18 protein-coding genes are annotated in these 13697 nt (G+C 46.8%); 7 read left to right on the forward strand and 11 right to left on the reverse strand.

Going from position 1 to position 13697, the window contains the following annotated elements; translation table 11 throughout:
• Positions 1–37 precede the first annotated feature (37 nt).
• Positions 38–1129 carry a branched-chain amino acid aminotransferase gene (locus MMG82_RS05970; protein WP_047534222.1) on the reverse strand — a complete coding sequence of 364 codons (1092 nt, stop codon included), beginning with the start codon at positions 1127–1129 and terminating at the stop codon, positions 38–40.
• A gap of 154 nt (positions 1130–1283) precedes the next feature.
• The gene (locus MMG82_RS05975; protein WP_241406607.1) at positions 1284–2105 is read right to left on the reverse strand and encodes a DUF1223 domain-containing protein; all 822 of its coding nucleotides are present in this window, start codon (positions 2103–2105) and stop codon (positions 1284–1286) included.
• A 71-nt stretch (positions 2106–2176) separates the two neighbouring features.
• Between MMG82_RS05975 and MMG82_RS05980 the strand changes: the two genes are divergently transcribed.
• Positions 2177–2443, forward strand: coding sequence for a Rho-binding antiterminator (locus MMG82_RS05980; protein ID WP_047540106.1), 267 nt, complete (start codon positions 2177–2179; stop codon positions 2441–2443).
• A 17-nt stretch (positions 2444–2460) separates the two neighbouring features.
• Positions 2461–2796, forward strand: coding sequence for a hypothetical protein (locus tag MMG82_RS05985; protein ID WP_047534218.1), 336 nt, complete (start codon positions 2461–2463; stop codon positions 2794–2796).
• A gap of 136 nt (positions 2797–2932) precedes the next feature.
• Here the strand turns inward: MMG82_RS05985 and MMG82_RS05990 are convergent, their stop codons facing one another.
• The gene (locus MMG82_RS05990) at positions 2933–3289 is read right to left on the reverse strand and encodes a RidA family protein (protein ID WP_037413739.1); all 357 of its coding nucleotides are present in this window, start codon (positions 3287–3289) and stop codon (positions 2933–2935) included.
• A 56-nt stretch (positions 3290–3345) separates the two neighbouring features.
• Positions 3346–4866, reverse strand: a complete 1521-nt coding sequence (locus tag MMG82_RS05995) for a Na+/H+ antiporter NhaC family protein (RefSeq protein WP_241406608.1) — start codon at positions 4864–4866, stop codon at positions 3346–3348.
• Positions 4867–5045: 179 nt separating this feature from the next.
• Here MMG82_RS05995 and MMG82_RS06000 point away from each other — a divergent pair, with 179 nt between their 5' ends.
• The gene (locus MMG82_RS06000; protein ID WP_037413745.1) at positions 5046–5267 is read left to right on the forward strand and encodes a cell division protein ZapB; all 222 of its coding nucleotides are present in this window, start codon (positions 5046–5048) and stop codon (positions 5265–5267) included.
• On the opposite strand, the gene MMG82_RS06005 is transcribed toward MMG82_RS06000, so the two are convergent.
• The 7 genes from MMG82_RS06005 to MMG82_RS06035 all read right to left on the reverse strand — a co-directional run bounded on the left by MMG82_RS06005 (position 5264) and on the right by MMG82_RS06035 (position 10864).
• Positions 5264–5476 (reverse strand): DUF1107 domain-containing protein, encoded by a 213-nt coding sequence (locus MMG82_RS06005; protein WP_011070699.1) that lies wholly within the window; start codon positions 5474–5476, stop codon positions 5264–5266. The two genes, MMG82_RS06000 and MMG82_RS06005, sit on opposite strands and share 4 nt — an antisense overlap.
• A gap of 454 nt (positions 5477–5930) precedes the next feature.
• On the reverse strand, positions 5931–6539 hold the full coding sequence (locus tag MMG82_RS06010) for a thiol:disulfide interchange protein DsbA/DsbL (RefSeq protein ID WP_047534208.1): 609 nt from the start codon (positions 6537–6539) through the stop codon (positions 5931–5933).
• 128 nt (positions 6540–6667) lie between these two features.
• A complete protein-coding gene (locus tag MMG82_RS06015) occupies positions 6668–7705 on the reverse strand; it encodes a serine/threonine protein kinase (protein WP_241406609.1) in 1038 nt (345 codons plus the stop codon).
• A 29-nt stretch (positions 7706–7734) separates the two neighbouring features.
• Positions 7735–8028: a DUF3630 family protein gene (locus MMG82_RS06020; protein WP_144375669.1), complete on the reverse strand. Its 294-nt coding sequence runs from the start codon at positions 8026–8028 to the stop codon at positions 7735–7737.
• Between the two features lie 11 nt (positions 8029–8039).
• Positions 8040–9494, reverse strand: coding sequence for a protein adenylyltransferase SelO (locus tag MMG82_RS06025; RefSeq protein WP_241406610.1), 1455 nt, complete (start codon positions 9492–9494; stop codon positions 8040–8042).
• An 11-nt stretch (positions 9495–9505) separates the two neighbouring features.
• On the reverse strand, positions 9506–9856 hold the full coding sequence (locus MMG82_RS06030; RefSeq protein ID WP_241406611.1) for a hypothetical protein: 351 nt from the start codon (positions 9854–9856) through the stop codon (positions 9506–9508).
• Between the two features lie 189 nt (positions 9857–10045).
• A complete protein-coding gene (locus MMG82_RS06035; RefSeq protein WP_241406612.1) occupies positions 10046–10864 on the reverse strand; it encodes a hypothetical protein in 819 nt (272 codons plus the stop codon).
• 253 nt (positions 10865–11117) lie between these two features.
• On the opposite strand from MMG82_RS06035, the gene MMG82_RS06040 reads away from it, so the two are divergent.
• The 4 genes from MMG82_RS06040 (at position 11118) to MMG82_RS06055 (ending at position 13688) form a co-directional block, all read left to right on the forward strand.
• Positions 11118–11477 (forward strand): DsrE family protein, encoded by a 360-nt coding sequence (locus tag MMG82_RS06040; protein WP_047534199.1) that lies wholly within the window; start codon positions 11118–11120, stop codon positions 11475–11477.
• Between the two features lie 104 nt (positions 11478–11581).
• The gene (locus MMG82_RS06045; protein ID WP_241406613.1) at positions 11582–11983 is read left to right on the forward strand and encodes a nitrous oxide-stimulated promoter family protein; all 402 of its coding nucleotides are present in this window, start codon (positions 11582–11584) and stop codon (positions 11981–11983) included.
• 54 nt (positions 11984–12037) lie between these two features.
• Positions 12038–12970 carry a hypothetical protein gene (locus MMG82_RS06050; protein ID WP_169547629.1) on the forward strand — a complete coding sequence of 311 codons (933 nt, stop codon included), beginning with the start codon at positions 12038–12040 and terminating at the stop codon, positions 12968–12970.
• 136 nt (positions 12971–13106) lie between these two features.
• Positions 13107–13688, forward strand: a complete 582-nt coding sequence (locus tag MMG82_RS06055; protein WP_224021209.1) for a lipid-binding SYLF domain-containing protein — start codon at positions 13107–13109, stop codon at positions 13686–13688.
• Positions 13689–13697 lie beyond the last annotated feature (9 nt).

Here is a 13697-nt window from a genome sequence, read left to right on the forward strand (position 1 = left end):
TCCATAATGGAGCCTTATCGTATTGATTTAGAAACTATTAAGGTGCAATACGCTCAACGCGTCTCACCCAGCCATCAGGGCCTTGAATATGGCCTTTCTGGATATCGGTATACAGCTTGTAGATGCGTTGAATATGCTCACCGACTTCACCGTTGCCCACAGTCACCACTCGGCCATCTTCAAAAATATAGGAACCGACAGCAGACACTACGGCAGCCGTCCCAAAACCACCCGCTTCGATAATCTCACCGGATTCGATATCGGCGATAAACTTATCCAGCATGACCGTCTCTTGGCGCACTTCGCAGCCGAGCAATTCACCCAGCTCCATAATAGATTGCGAGGTAATCGATTTTAAAATGGTATCGGTGAAGGTTGGGATGATCACAGTGCCGTCTTTCAGAATGTGGAAGTGGTTCATCGCGCCCGCTTCTTCAATCTGTTGGTTGTTCGCATCTAAATACAGCACCTGCGAAGCACCAAACTGTGCGGCAGCTTTACCCGCACGCAATGAGGCAGCATAGTTACCCGCTGCTTTAGAGGCGCCAGTACCACCCGATACGGCGCGATGGTAAGTCTTGCTGATCAGTAGACGAATGCCTTTATTCACACCCGCCGCGTAGTAAGCACCACTTGGGCTTAACACCACGCAGAATGTGTAGCGCGAACTTGGGCTTACAGACAGACGGTCTTCGGTCGCAAAAATAAAGGGGCGAATGTATAAACAGGCACCTTCTTGCATCGGGAACCAAAGACGGTCTACGTCGATCAAGGCGTTGATCGCATCGATTTGCATCTGCTCATCAATATTAGGAATACAGACAATATCCGCAGAGCGATTCATACGCTCGGCGTTTTTGTTGATGCGGAACGTGTAAATTTCGCCATCTTCATGCATAAAGGCCTTGGCGCCTTCGAAGATTGACTGACCATAATGCAGGGCCATCGCACCCGGCGCCATTTCAAACGGGCCATAGGGCACAATACGAGGATCGCGCCACTCACCATCGCGATAATCCATTAAAAACATATGATCGGTTCTGAGGCTACCGAAGCCCACATTTCCTTCGGGCTTGAATTGCTCAGTACGGCGTTCGGACGCAGGTTTTAAATCGTATTTTATTTCCATCGCATACCACCTTGATTACTGAACAAGCAGACTAGGTAGCGACAGGAATAAAGTCAATAGGTGAGATTCATCTAAAAGTCTTAGCCGATAAAATAACCCAGCAAAAATGTCTTATTAGCTTGCCGTAATCTTGAATAGGTTGATTCTACTTCCCTTATTGACTTTGGATTTCCCCCTGCTTCGCCTCAAGCCAACCACCGACGGCTTGTATGGGCTCTTCATTTAGCGTTAACCACACCACCCAAGCTAAATGAGGCGCCTTCTGCGCCGTAGCCGGAATGCTATTGAGATATTGCTCAAAATACAGTGCTGAATCTGATGCAACAAACTCCGTCGCACGGACACTCACAAGGATTGATTGCATGCTAAATACAACAAAGTCATGGGTTAACTGCTTATGGCGATTCTCACCGCGTTTAATGTCACTAGTTAACCCTGAGCCGACAAGTGCTAACTGTAAACGTGCTTGACTCAGATCTTTATGCTGCCCCCAAGGTTGCTGTGGCACAAAACTCGCCTCAAGCTGCTGGTTGGCGATACGCACTTTAAGCACACCCACCTCAGGTTGAGGCACAGCAAAAAGCTCGGTTAATTCACCCGAAAACCAGCCACGCCACTCCTTAGCATTAATCACAAACTGTGGCGTATACACTTGCCGTGTATGCTTTTGGTTTAAATGTTGATATTGGCGCTCACTAAATGCTTTTTGACCAAAAATATCCCGCCAACCAAGGTAATCCCAATAGGTCACATGAAAGGCTAGCGGAAAATATTTCTGCCATAAATCGGTCTGGTTAAACTGCCCAGATAACCAAGCTTCGGCGGGCGGACAACTACTGCATCCCTGCGAGGTGTAAAGTTCGATAATATAAGGACGGGTCACGGCACTCTGCGCTTGAAATGGGGCCAATGTCTGAGCAAATACAGGTTGCCACCACTGCAACCACAAAAGACCAACGAGTAAGATGCATTTCATATTCAATCCTCCTATCACTGAGTGATGAGACCTTGAATTGCACCTAAATCATTCAACTGAGAAGAAAGATGATGTCTGACTATAAAATGATCCCCTGTGCCCATTATGACTACCTTGAGCTGGCTTGCCTTCGGAGCTATTGGCTCAAGATTGAGTTACAGGACGGCAGCCAGTGCCAAGCACGGGCAATTACGACTCAGACCCATGCAGATAAGACTGAATGGCTGGTCGTTGAACATCAAGCGGGCCAGCAAATACTGCGGCTAGATAGCATTATCGCCATAACGCCCACGGATCCCGCTGCTAGTTTTGGCCGTGTTATGATTGCGAGCCAATAACAAAGGAGCAAAAATAAATGGCAAGGATGATTCTGCTGTTGGAATTAGGCGATTGGACTGGTGGTCACCACGGCCAATCTCCCTACTTGGTGGAGTTTGATAGCAAGCGACTCGATTCCCCCTTTGACGTTAGCGAAGGTTGGGGGCACGGATTAGGCGGCAGCCGTTATTCGTTGGCACGGTTTATTGAAACTGAACATTATACTCAACTCAAGCTCCACGCATCTTGGGCTGCGGCCATCATAGCGCAAGATTTACCAACACTGAATATTGAAGCCATCTCCCAAGAGTTGCAGGCACATTATGCCTCGCACAGCCCAAATATTCCGGCAAATCTGGCTCGCTATTTCTAACTGAAGATCTTGTTTTAATTGAAAATCGCGTTGTTGCGACGGATATGACACCAGAATCTCTGGCAGCAATTACCTGATGACGAATAAAGCCAAGTATTAACTTGGCTTTACGACTGACTTAGCTGTCGATCGCGGTTTACGCCTTGGCTACAGCCGCAATCACAGAGACTTCAACCAAATATTCGGGCTCGGCAATCGCCGCCTGTACACAGGCACGGGCTGGTGCATGACCTTGTGGTACCCAAGCGTCCCAAACGGCATTCATGGCATCGTAGTCATTCATATCCTTTAGATAGATAGTGGCTGACAACAAGTGCTCACGGGAACTGCCCGCCTGCGCTAACAGGGTATCAACTTCCTCTAGCATAGTCGTCGTTTGTTCGGTGATGTTTTGATACTTATCCTTCGCCACTTGGCCACATAAGTACACGGTGCCTTGGTGGATCACTATGCTGCTCATACGTGTACCAACATCTAAACGGGTAATGCTCATAGGGATAATCTCTTAAATCAGATAGTTAATTCTGTGACCATTTTACCCCGAAAGGCTCAGTTTGTCTGCGAACGAGCGCCCACCCAGGGTGGATAAAAGCGCGTCATGAGCATGAGCAAACCTAGCGCCGTAAATATCACGCCACACCATACAAACACAGTTGCCACAGATAAATTGACTAACTGAAATCCCACTAATGCCGCAACAGCAGCAATTAATGCAAAGGGCAGTTGAGTCACCACATGGTCATGGGGTAAACAGCCTGAACTGGTCGCGCTCAGCACGCTGGTATCGGAAATTGGCGAACAATGATCGCCAAACACCGAGCCTGCCATCACCGCACTTAATACAGGTAACAGCAAGCTGGCATCCATGTTATGGGCGATTTCTCCGCCGATGGGGATCATAATCGCAAAGGTTCCCCAGCTTGAACCTGTGGCAAAGGCCATGATAGCGCAAAGCAGGAACATCCCCGCCACCAGCAAACTGGGGGATAAATACCATTTTGCCCAATCGGCCAATAAACTCGCCACGCCCAGATCTTGGATTACAGCACCTATCATCCAAGTGCAGAGTAAAATCGCGATAGCAAAGGCGATCATCCGAACCCCATGGGCTAGATCGCCCAGCAGTTTCCCAATGCTTCGGCCCGACAGCAGCAACAACACTAGAGTCACTAACGTCGATAACAAACACGCATCACGCATCGCAGCACCAATATCAGCGCTGGCTAACCAGGCCGAAATATCCCATGACGGCACCTGCTGCGCGCCAGACCAGAGAGTTAAACCGACAGAGGCGCACAGTAAGGTCAGCATCGGAATGGACAACAGCCAAGGATTCCCTTGGGTGCTAGGCGATACAATTTCAACATGATCAGTATCCAGCGGCTCAGCTCCCAACGCAGCCCTCTCCATAGGATTAAATCCGACCCCAAACCAGGCCACAATCAACGACAAACCTAAAGTCGTAATCGCATAAAAATTGGATAAGGCCACCTCGATAAAGGCTTCAAGGGCTGAAACGGGTAAAAAGCTGAGTCCCGCCAGTAGCGCCATCACATAGGGCCCCCAGCTAGAAAAAGGCAAGAGTGAACAAAGCGGCGACGCATTAGAGTCAACCAAATAAGCCAGTTGTGTCTGACGAATACCATAACGCTGGCTCAACGGTTGGCACACATGCCCTACGGCAAGGCAGCTAAAAATGCCATCAATAAACACTAACCAACCCAGCAATACGACACCAATACGCGCTTGTCGGCCCGTACGAATACGGTGATATAACCAGTCACCGAACTGCCCTACCGCACCACTTCGGGCAAGTAGATGTGTCATGCTCCCCAGCAATAACATGGCCATTAGCACGTTTAAATGCCACCATTGCCATGCATCTTGGCTATAAAACTGCTTAACGCCTATCTCCACAAGATAACTTAAGCTTTGCAGTATATTGAAGTGGGCAATAATCAAGGCGCCCGAGAGGATACCAACACCTAGGGCAACTAAGGTACGTCGCAACCATAGGGCTAACACTAAGGTTAATAACAGGGGAATTATGGCGAGCAGGCTTGATGTCATGGGCCATTCCGATAATAAATAAAACCAAGAATACTAACGAGTTAATAACAAATGCAAAAAAACTTAAATTAGCACTCCGTTATAGGGTATTTTTTAGCCAAACGGCAAAGACTGCTATTCCTTATGCTCTTGGCACTGCTAGAATCACAGTCCCATCCAGAAACTATAGGACTCTCCAGATGAGCCTTGAATTACTGTCCAAACTGGAAACCAAGATCCAGGCTACACTCGAAACTATCGAGCTTCTAAAAATGGAGCTAGAGGAAGAGAAGCAAAAGACGTCAACCTTGAGTGAGCAAAACCAACAATTAAGTGAGCAAAACCAACAATTGCAGCAAGAACTGAGTTCTTGGAACGAGAAAGTTACCGGACTTGTTGGCTTGCTCAATAGTGAAATCTAAGCTGTTTTAGTTTGATGATTCTGCGCTTCAATCAATTCGTTCAGCTCTAAGATAGCCTGCTTTACTTTTGGCAGGCTTTTTCTCGGTAATAAAAATCTTCCTTTTTCAAATTCCAATCGACCTAAGTCTTTTACCCATATCACGCCAGTGAGAAAAATACGCGCATGCTTAACAATAAGCTTAGGTGCGTAGACAGGGAAAACTCTCATATAACCCCCTACAGGCATTTTTGTTGTTATTGACCACAGTCATTTGACAGAAAGATGTCCAATTGAGTTTCATCGATAAAGAATTATTTTCAAAACTTACAATAAATACAAAATAACAAATTGATTTAATTTATAAAAATAAAGCAATGATAAACACAAACCCAAGTGTCAATATTTTGACTATTGACATTATTTTGACGCTTATCTAAAATCATCCGTGTTACTCAGGGTAAAAATGAGCCATATGGCTCAAGTCCGTACTCTCCATTATCGGAAGTACGGTTTTTTTTTGCCTAAATCCTAATACGCATTCTCCGCAAAACTGGTTCAACGTATCGTGGACAATTTGATGCGGCCAATAAAAAAGGAGCGCTCGGCTCCTTTTGTGTTACTTATTCATTATCAATGAGTTAGATTGCAATTAGATGACTAAATCACCGCAATCCTAAGATAATTACTTTCTCGCTAAGTAATACGCAATGTCTAATAGCTCGTCATAGGACTTAATCGCACCCGTTTCAACACGGTATTTGCCATTCACCACTATCGCAGGCACGCCAGAAAGTTTCGCGTTTTCAGTATCGCGCTTCATTTTCGCCATTTGGGCTTTGACCATAAATGAATCTGCTGCGGCATCAAAAGCTTTACCATCAACGCCATTAGCCACAAATAAGGCACGCACATCGTCACGGCTAGTAAAGTGTTGTTTCTTGTCATGGATGGCAGCAAATAAAGCCGCATCGATTTTTTCATCGACATTGAGTTGATGAGCAACCGCAAAAGCGCGTGACATCTCTACGCCCATTTCTTTGCCGATAAAATCAACGTGGGCTTGGTTAAATTCAACACCTGCTGGCTTTTCAGCCAAAATTTTAGGCACAACCGTTTTCGAAAAGTTGTAGCAATGTGGGCAATAGAAAGAGAAAAACTCGGTGATTTCAGGTTTAGCTGTCGCGGGACCATCATTAATCACAGTGTAATGTACGCCTTCTTTGTATTCCGCTGCCGAAACCGCTAATGGAGCCAATAACAGCGCTGCCGCCATAAGTAATGCTTTTTTCATGAATTTTCCTTAAATCAATTATCTAAAATAGCTGGAGCCTAACATATTTCATTTTTTGAGTGTAACTCAAGCTGAGAGTTCAATCCGTTAGGCAAGAGAGCCACGTAAATCCCACCCTGTTCACACATTTAATAAGGGATCAAACTTAGCGGTGGTTCATTAAGTGCCGCGAGTTGCTCCTTAAATGCCAAAATCTGCTGCTCCCAATAATTTTCATCCCCAAACCATGGGAAATGCATAGGGAAAGCCGGATCTTGCCAACGCCTGCCAATCCAAGCGTTATAGTGCACCATCCGTAATGCGCGTAGGGGTTCAATCAACGCCAGTTGCCGCGTATCGAATTCACAAAATTCCTCATAGGCTTCGAGCAATACCTCGAGTTGCAGTTGCTGCTGCGCCCTATCCCCCGTTAACATCATCCATAAATCTTGAATGGCAGGTCCCATACGGGCATCGTCTAAATCCACAAAACCCGGCCCATCGGGTGTCCAAAGAATATTCCCTGGGTGTAAATCGCCATGCAAGCGAATCGGTTTGAAACATTGCTGCGACCAAACGGTGTTGACCTTCGCCAGCACTTGTTCGACCACAGTGAAAAAGGCGACCCGTAGAGAAGTCGGCACTAATTCTGATTGTTTCAACCACGCCAAAGGCTCATCGCCTAAGATTTGCGGATTGAGCGGTTCGCGGGCATGAAAAACCGACTGCGCGCCGTACTGATGTATACGACCGATAAAACGGCCAACAAATTCCAACTGTTCTAAATTATCGACCTCAAAGGCTCGACCACCGATGGAAGGAAACAGTGCAAACCGAAAACCTTGGAAATGGTGCAAGGTACGCCCTTGCACTAAGGCTGGCACCGCCATCGGGATTTCCTGCTCGGCAAGCGCGAGGGCAAAATCGTGCTCCTCCTGAATTTGCGCATCGGTCCAACGATTTGGACGATAAAACTTCACTACATAGCGCTGCCCTTCATCACTGCGAAATTGATACACGCGGTTTTCGTAGCTATTGAGTGCAAGTAGGCCCGTTTCAGGGTAAATGCCAAGACTTTCGATAGCATCTAAAATCAAATCCGGTGTTAGAGCTTGAAAAGCAAAAGCCGCTCCCGAATCAGCATTATCGATAGCACTTTGGTGTTGATTTAACGTATCTAGGCTCATTGGAACTCTCTCATTAAATGGTGGCGCGCTCATAAGTGGCGGCTTAACAGCGTGGCAAGGTATTCTAGCACCTCAACATCAGCCTCACGCTCCACACTCAGCCAACAGATATTGCCGTAAAACTCATAATTGAGCCAAAGTGGTGTACCTTCAAACTCCAATAACCATTGATGACGATCGGCTCCCCATTGACGCTCGCGCACGCGGCAATCTAAAGCATGGGCTAACGGCTCGGCAAAGGCCTCGAAATGATCAAAATCGATATCACCGCTCACACTTAAGCTTAACGCGGCGCTATCTAACTGAATGGCGTTTAATTTCATCTTTACTTCCATCAACTACTGCACGACATAATCAGCCCTTGCCCCCAATCCGGAGGACGCTTGGCCAGATCGTCATGCTCAGCTTGCTCGCTAAACGGTTGACGCAACACTTGGTGCAAACGCTGTAGCGGCGCAAGATCCCCTTCTTCAACGGCGATAATCGCTTCTTGGGCCAAATAGTTGCGCAAAATATACTTGGGATTGATGTTATTACGCGCCTGCTGCCACGCCTCAACATCAGTAACCTTACCAAGCCGCACCTGATATGCCTGATACCAAGTATCGAACTCGTTGAGATCAATAAAATCATCCCGCAAAGGCGAGTGCACACTGCTAGGATCAAGCTGACCAAATCGACGCCAAGTGTTGCTGTAATCCAGCTGATTTTTCTCCATCAACACGGTAAAGCGGCCAATGAGTTCTAAGTCCTGTTGATCCTGCTCGGCTGTCGAATCCGCTCGCTCAGCGAGTCCTAACTTAGCGCGCATCAGCATCAAATAATGCTGCACTAGAGCATGTTGATATTGATTCAAAGCGGCAATTAAATCATCGGACGGGATCACAGGCGTCAACGCCTGCGCTAAACGTTGCAGGTTCCACAGCCCAATGCCGGGCTGCTGCCCAAAGGCATAACGCCCCTCTGGATCGGAATGATTGCAAATAAAGTCTTCTTGGAAGGTATCGAGGAAGGCAAACGGGCCAAAATCGAAACTATCACCAAGAATCGACATATTATCGGTGTTCATCACCCCGTGGGCAAAACCGATAGCCTGCCAATGGGCGATGAGCTTAGCGGCATCTTGCACCACCTGTAAAAACCAAGCTTTATAACCCGCCAGATCGCAACTCAGATGCGGATAATGCTGCTTCAAGGTAAAGTTGAGCAATTGCGTCAGCTTATCGGCTTGACCACGCTCGCTATGGCAGAAAAATTCGAAATGACCGAAACGGATATGGCTGCGCGCCAAACGCACAGTAATGGCTGCGGTTTCTTGGCTCTCGCGCCAAACGGGCATATCAGAGCCGATCACCGCCAAGGCACGGGTCGTTGGCACACCTAAATGGTGCAATGCCTCAGAAACGAGAAACTCCCGCACCGCAGAGCGCATTACGGCTCTGCCATCACCATGACGAGAATAAGGGGTCGGCCCGCCGCCTTTGAGTGCCACATCCCATGCACCATTAGGGCCGATTGCTTCACCGAGAATAATCGAGCGCCCATCGCCTAATCTAGGGGTATAGCCACCAAACTGGTGCCCGCTATAAACCTGCGCATAATAGCTTGCACCTTCAACAGCCGCGTTACCCGATAAGCCCTGTAATAACTCATCTGTTGTCTGATTTAAGCCAATTAATGACGCGGCATCGTCACTCCAAGCGAGCCAATGGGGGTTACTAATGCCCTGCGGATAGACTTGGGAATAAAACTCAGGCAATTGGGTGAAAAAATCCTGTTTGAACTTCATCAATACATTCCCTATTGAGTGAGCAGCTTGCACACCAGCACGGACTTATCGTTCAACTCACACTGCTGGCCACATTGATATACGCCGGCGCCGCTGGCCTCGAAGCCACTCATACCTGACCCCGTTAAACGCTGTAATCCATGGGCTTTGCGCTGGCATTGTTCGAGAGTGTCGTAATAACCATTGATATCATCAGGTTGTAACGGCGTCGTTGGCAGCGAGATCGCCTTAGGATAATAAAATAGCGTCCATTCCGGGGTTTTAGTGCAACCTGTCAGCCCAAGGCTCAAGCTGGCAAATAAGACAACCAAGGATAATTTCATTTTGACGATTTGATTCAAGAAACTCGCAACACACTTCATAAAAATAGCTCATAAAAAAAGCGAACCTTAGTTCGCCTTTTGCGCGGTAAGTCTCCGGATTCTACACGGCTTTTAGCCGTTAAATAACCGCTTTTAGGTTATGGGCATTTGAGGCGCTAGAATTAACCAGTTTATGCCAGAGTCTTTAACCTTACGCCATGACAACATAGTCATTCTTACTATCAACTTTTATGCAGTTGCAGCTTTTGCCTGCGCCTTCTCAATACGGCTGATCCGGCCTTCGAATCCAGTGACAGTACCGTCGGTTAAGCCAAGTGAGACAGCCTGCTGACAGAGCGCGATAGCTTCGTTAAAAGCTTGAGTATCATTTAATAATGTTGCAAGTTGCATAAAGCCTGTGGTTTTAAGCTCAACCTGTTTGGGCTTGGTGGCATTCGCTCGGAGGAATAATGCCAGATAAAGCTCACACAGTGCTGCACCATAGGCTAAATAGTCAGTCGATTTTCGCTGCTTATAACACTCGGCAATCACGTCCTGTAGCGCGTTATAACGCGCAAGTTCGCTATCTGCACTTTGATAACCTTCGAACGCACGCTGCAATGTCACATTCGCCCATGAGCCTGGTGTCGCAAGGCCTTCGGCCTCGGAGGATACAGGTTTAATTTCAGCCTCTTTCTCAATATTTGCGGAGGCGTCGGCCAAAATAATCACAGGGTCTTCATTGGGCACAGCGGGAATATCGACATCGATAATATCTTCACTTATTGCAACTATTTCGGCGCGGCTAGGCTGATGCTCCTCTTCCCTTGGCATTAATTCAATCTCAGGCGCTTTCACAGTAGCAGAAGCGTCTTCAGGCGTATTATTTACTGGAGGAGTAACTTCGGGCGTAGATTCAGCCACTTCTGGGAAAGAATTAGTATCCTTTGTCATTTCAGTTGTTTTTTTTGCCATCATTGCCTCTTGCTCTTCCTTCGCCAAGCGCTGGGCACGACGAAATAAAAACACTCCGATAACGATCAGTATTAAAACGACAATGACCTTCATTCTTCTTCACCTTTTATGGCTGCTTCCTGTTAGAAGCTATTGCAGTTGGCTTGCCAGAACGACTCAGTGGTCTGCGACTGACAAGGAGTTTTGTCCAAAAGTTGAGCAGTGATTTACCGCTATTAAAGTCCATAGTATCTGGGTAAATCAAGTATTTATGCCGTTTTATCCGATCTTGCACGCAAATCGATATAAGCAATTCGGCTAAACTGCTAAGGTTTATGACCGTTTGCAAAAAATTAAGGAAAGCCTAATGCAAAAAATTCTTATTGTTGCCCACGCGAGTCCATACGGCACAGAAAAACTGTTTAACAGCCTGCGCATTGCTTTAGCCCTCAAGGATCAAACCGAGCAAGATGTTGATCTCAAAATCTTTTTAATGTCAGATGCGGTATTTGGGGCACTTAAACAGCAGACAACGCCTGATTTAAGCTATAACTTGCAGCAAATGTTTGAGATCCTTAGTGCTCAGCAAGTCCCGATTTTACTGTGTAAAACCTGCGCTCAAGCGCGGGGAGTGAATACGGATATGCTGCTCGAAGGCGCTGAAATTGGCACCTTACAGGATCTCACCCGCTGGACACTTGATGCCGATAAGGTAATGCACATTTAAAGTCTTATTTTGTGCGCATCTTCATAAATTGACACTTACGTTTTGAACAAGCCAGTGCCGCTGCTTATGATGGGATTATCCGAGTAACAGACTAAGGTATTCCCATGGACTCAGCGGCCCTACTCACAGGCAAACTGCGCTTCGAGCATCAAACCATTAGCGCGATGGCGAAGATCTATTGCAAAGCTAAGCACCAAGGCCAAACGGCATCCGGCCTGTGTGAAGAATGTTTAGCACTGCTAGAGTATGCAGCCGTTCGCCTCGACCGTTGTCCCTATGGGCAAGATAAGCCTACGTGCAATAAGTGCCCTGTGCATTGCTACAAGCCCGCCCAAAAGGCGCAGGTCAAAGAGATCATGATTTTCGCGGGGCCGAGAATGCTGTTACCGCATCCCATTCGTGCAATCAAACACTTACTGGCCGAGCGTCATCCCGTACCTGCGTCAGTCCCCGAAGCCGCATCTAATCGTCATCAACGCATCGCCATTTCACAGAAAAATACCTAGGAATGCTTTTTCGCCTCGAATTTCCCTGATATAACAGGTCGTCGAGGTGACAAAATGAACGAATTTAATACATTTTTTGCTCAAGCCTATTGGTGGTTATCCCTATTTGGTGGCTTACATTGCCTCGCGTTAGCTATTTATATTCGTTACTTTTATCATTCGGACAATAATCAAAAGCTATTGGCGGCTTTTCTAAGTCTCATCGCACTGTATTTTCTGACGGGAATGCTTAACCGTGATAACACGCCAATTCCTATCCACATATTATTTAATTTGCTTGCCCCGATTTATTTTTTACTCATGCCACTGCTTTACCTCTATTGCAAACGCAGTTTAGAGCAACATACTGAGCCTATTGGTTTTTCATGGCATTATTGGCCGGCGATTATCACACTACTGCTTGCAGTTATAGATATTACTTTGCGGCTCAACTTACATAAAAACGCCATTTGGTTTCAGGCTGAATTCTTTAATAATCCGCTGACAATCGATTTCAGCCACTGGAGTTTAGCAATGCCGTTGTTGCTGTTTACTCAAACAGCAGCCTATTTTGTCGCTCTTTGGCATCTACTTAAACAATATAAAGTCAGTCAACCGCCATTGAGCGATGCACCACAGGACACCTTGAAAATCATCCGTTTCCGCTGGTTATTTGGCCTAACCTTAGCGATGTTATTTAACTGGCTACTGCGTGTATTTGTGGTTGTACTGCCTTTTTATCTAGGCGACTCGCTTTCAGCCTTATCCCACGCCTTGCCCCGCTTAAGCTTACTATTAAGTTTCTACTTACTTGCCGCCTATGGTCTAAAGCAGATCACTCGCACAGCGTATTTGAAAGGCCATTTATCAGTGCCCAAACCCAAAGTTGAATCTTCATCTTCAGGAGTGCTCACCCCCGAGGAGTTTGAATTTATTCAGCAACTGCAGCAAGAATCGAACGATAGCAAGGAAAAATCGACCACCACGCCCAATCCACCTCAGAACTAAACCATCGCTTAGCAATCAAAACTGGCAACATGTCTTATTGAAAAACTGAATCCGAGCTGACATTAACGCAGCTTTAGGCTGTCATTTGTGACAACAAAGGGTAGTCTGATGGAACCAAGACTTAAGGAGGAACGCCATGAAATCAATTTTATCTTTTGTTGTCGCATCGACCTGCTTGATTGCCAGCTTACTGACACCAGCTGCGCAAGCAGATGATAGTTACACTGAGGCTTTAAAAAATTTTCACCAAGCCAAGGAAACCCGCAAATTTTTTGATACCGCCTATGGCTACGCCCTCTTTCCAACAGTTGGCAAAGGTGGGATTGGTATTGGCGCCGCCTACGGCAAAGGTCGCGTCTTTCAAGCGGGGCAATATATGGGAGACTCCAGCCTAACCCAGCTATCTATTGGATTTCAATTAGGTGGACAAGCCTATAGTGAGATCATCTTCTTTAAAGATGCCAAATCCTACAATGAGTTCACCAGTGGCAGTTTTGAGTTTGATGCCCAAGCCTCCGCCGTTGCCATTAATATGGGTGCTAACGCCAAAGCGGGCACAACAGGCAACTCGGCAGGCGCTGGTCAAGCCGGTGGTAATCAATCTGCCACCGCAGCCTATATCAATGGCATGGCGGTCTTTACCGTTGCCAAGGGTGGACTAATGTTTGAAGCCGCACTGGCGGGACAATCTTTTACCTTCGAGCCTAGGGGTAACTAAGATTACAAG

It is taken from the genome of Shewanella sp. MM_2022_3, assembly GCF_022557375.1.
GTDB lineage: Bacteria > Pseudomonadota > Gammaproteobacteria > Enterobacterales > Shewanellaceae > Shewanella > Shewanella xiamenensis.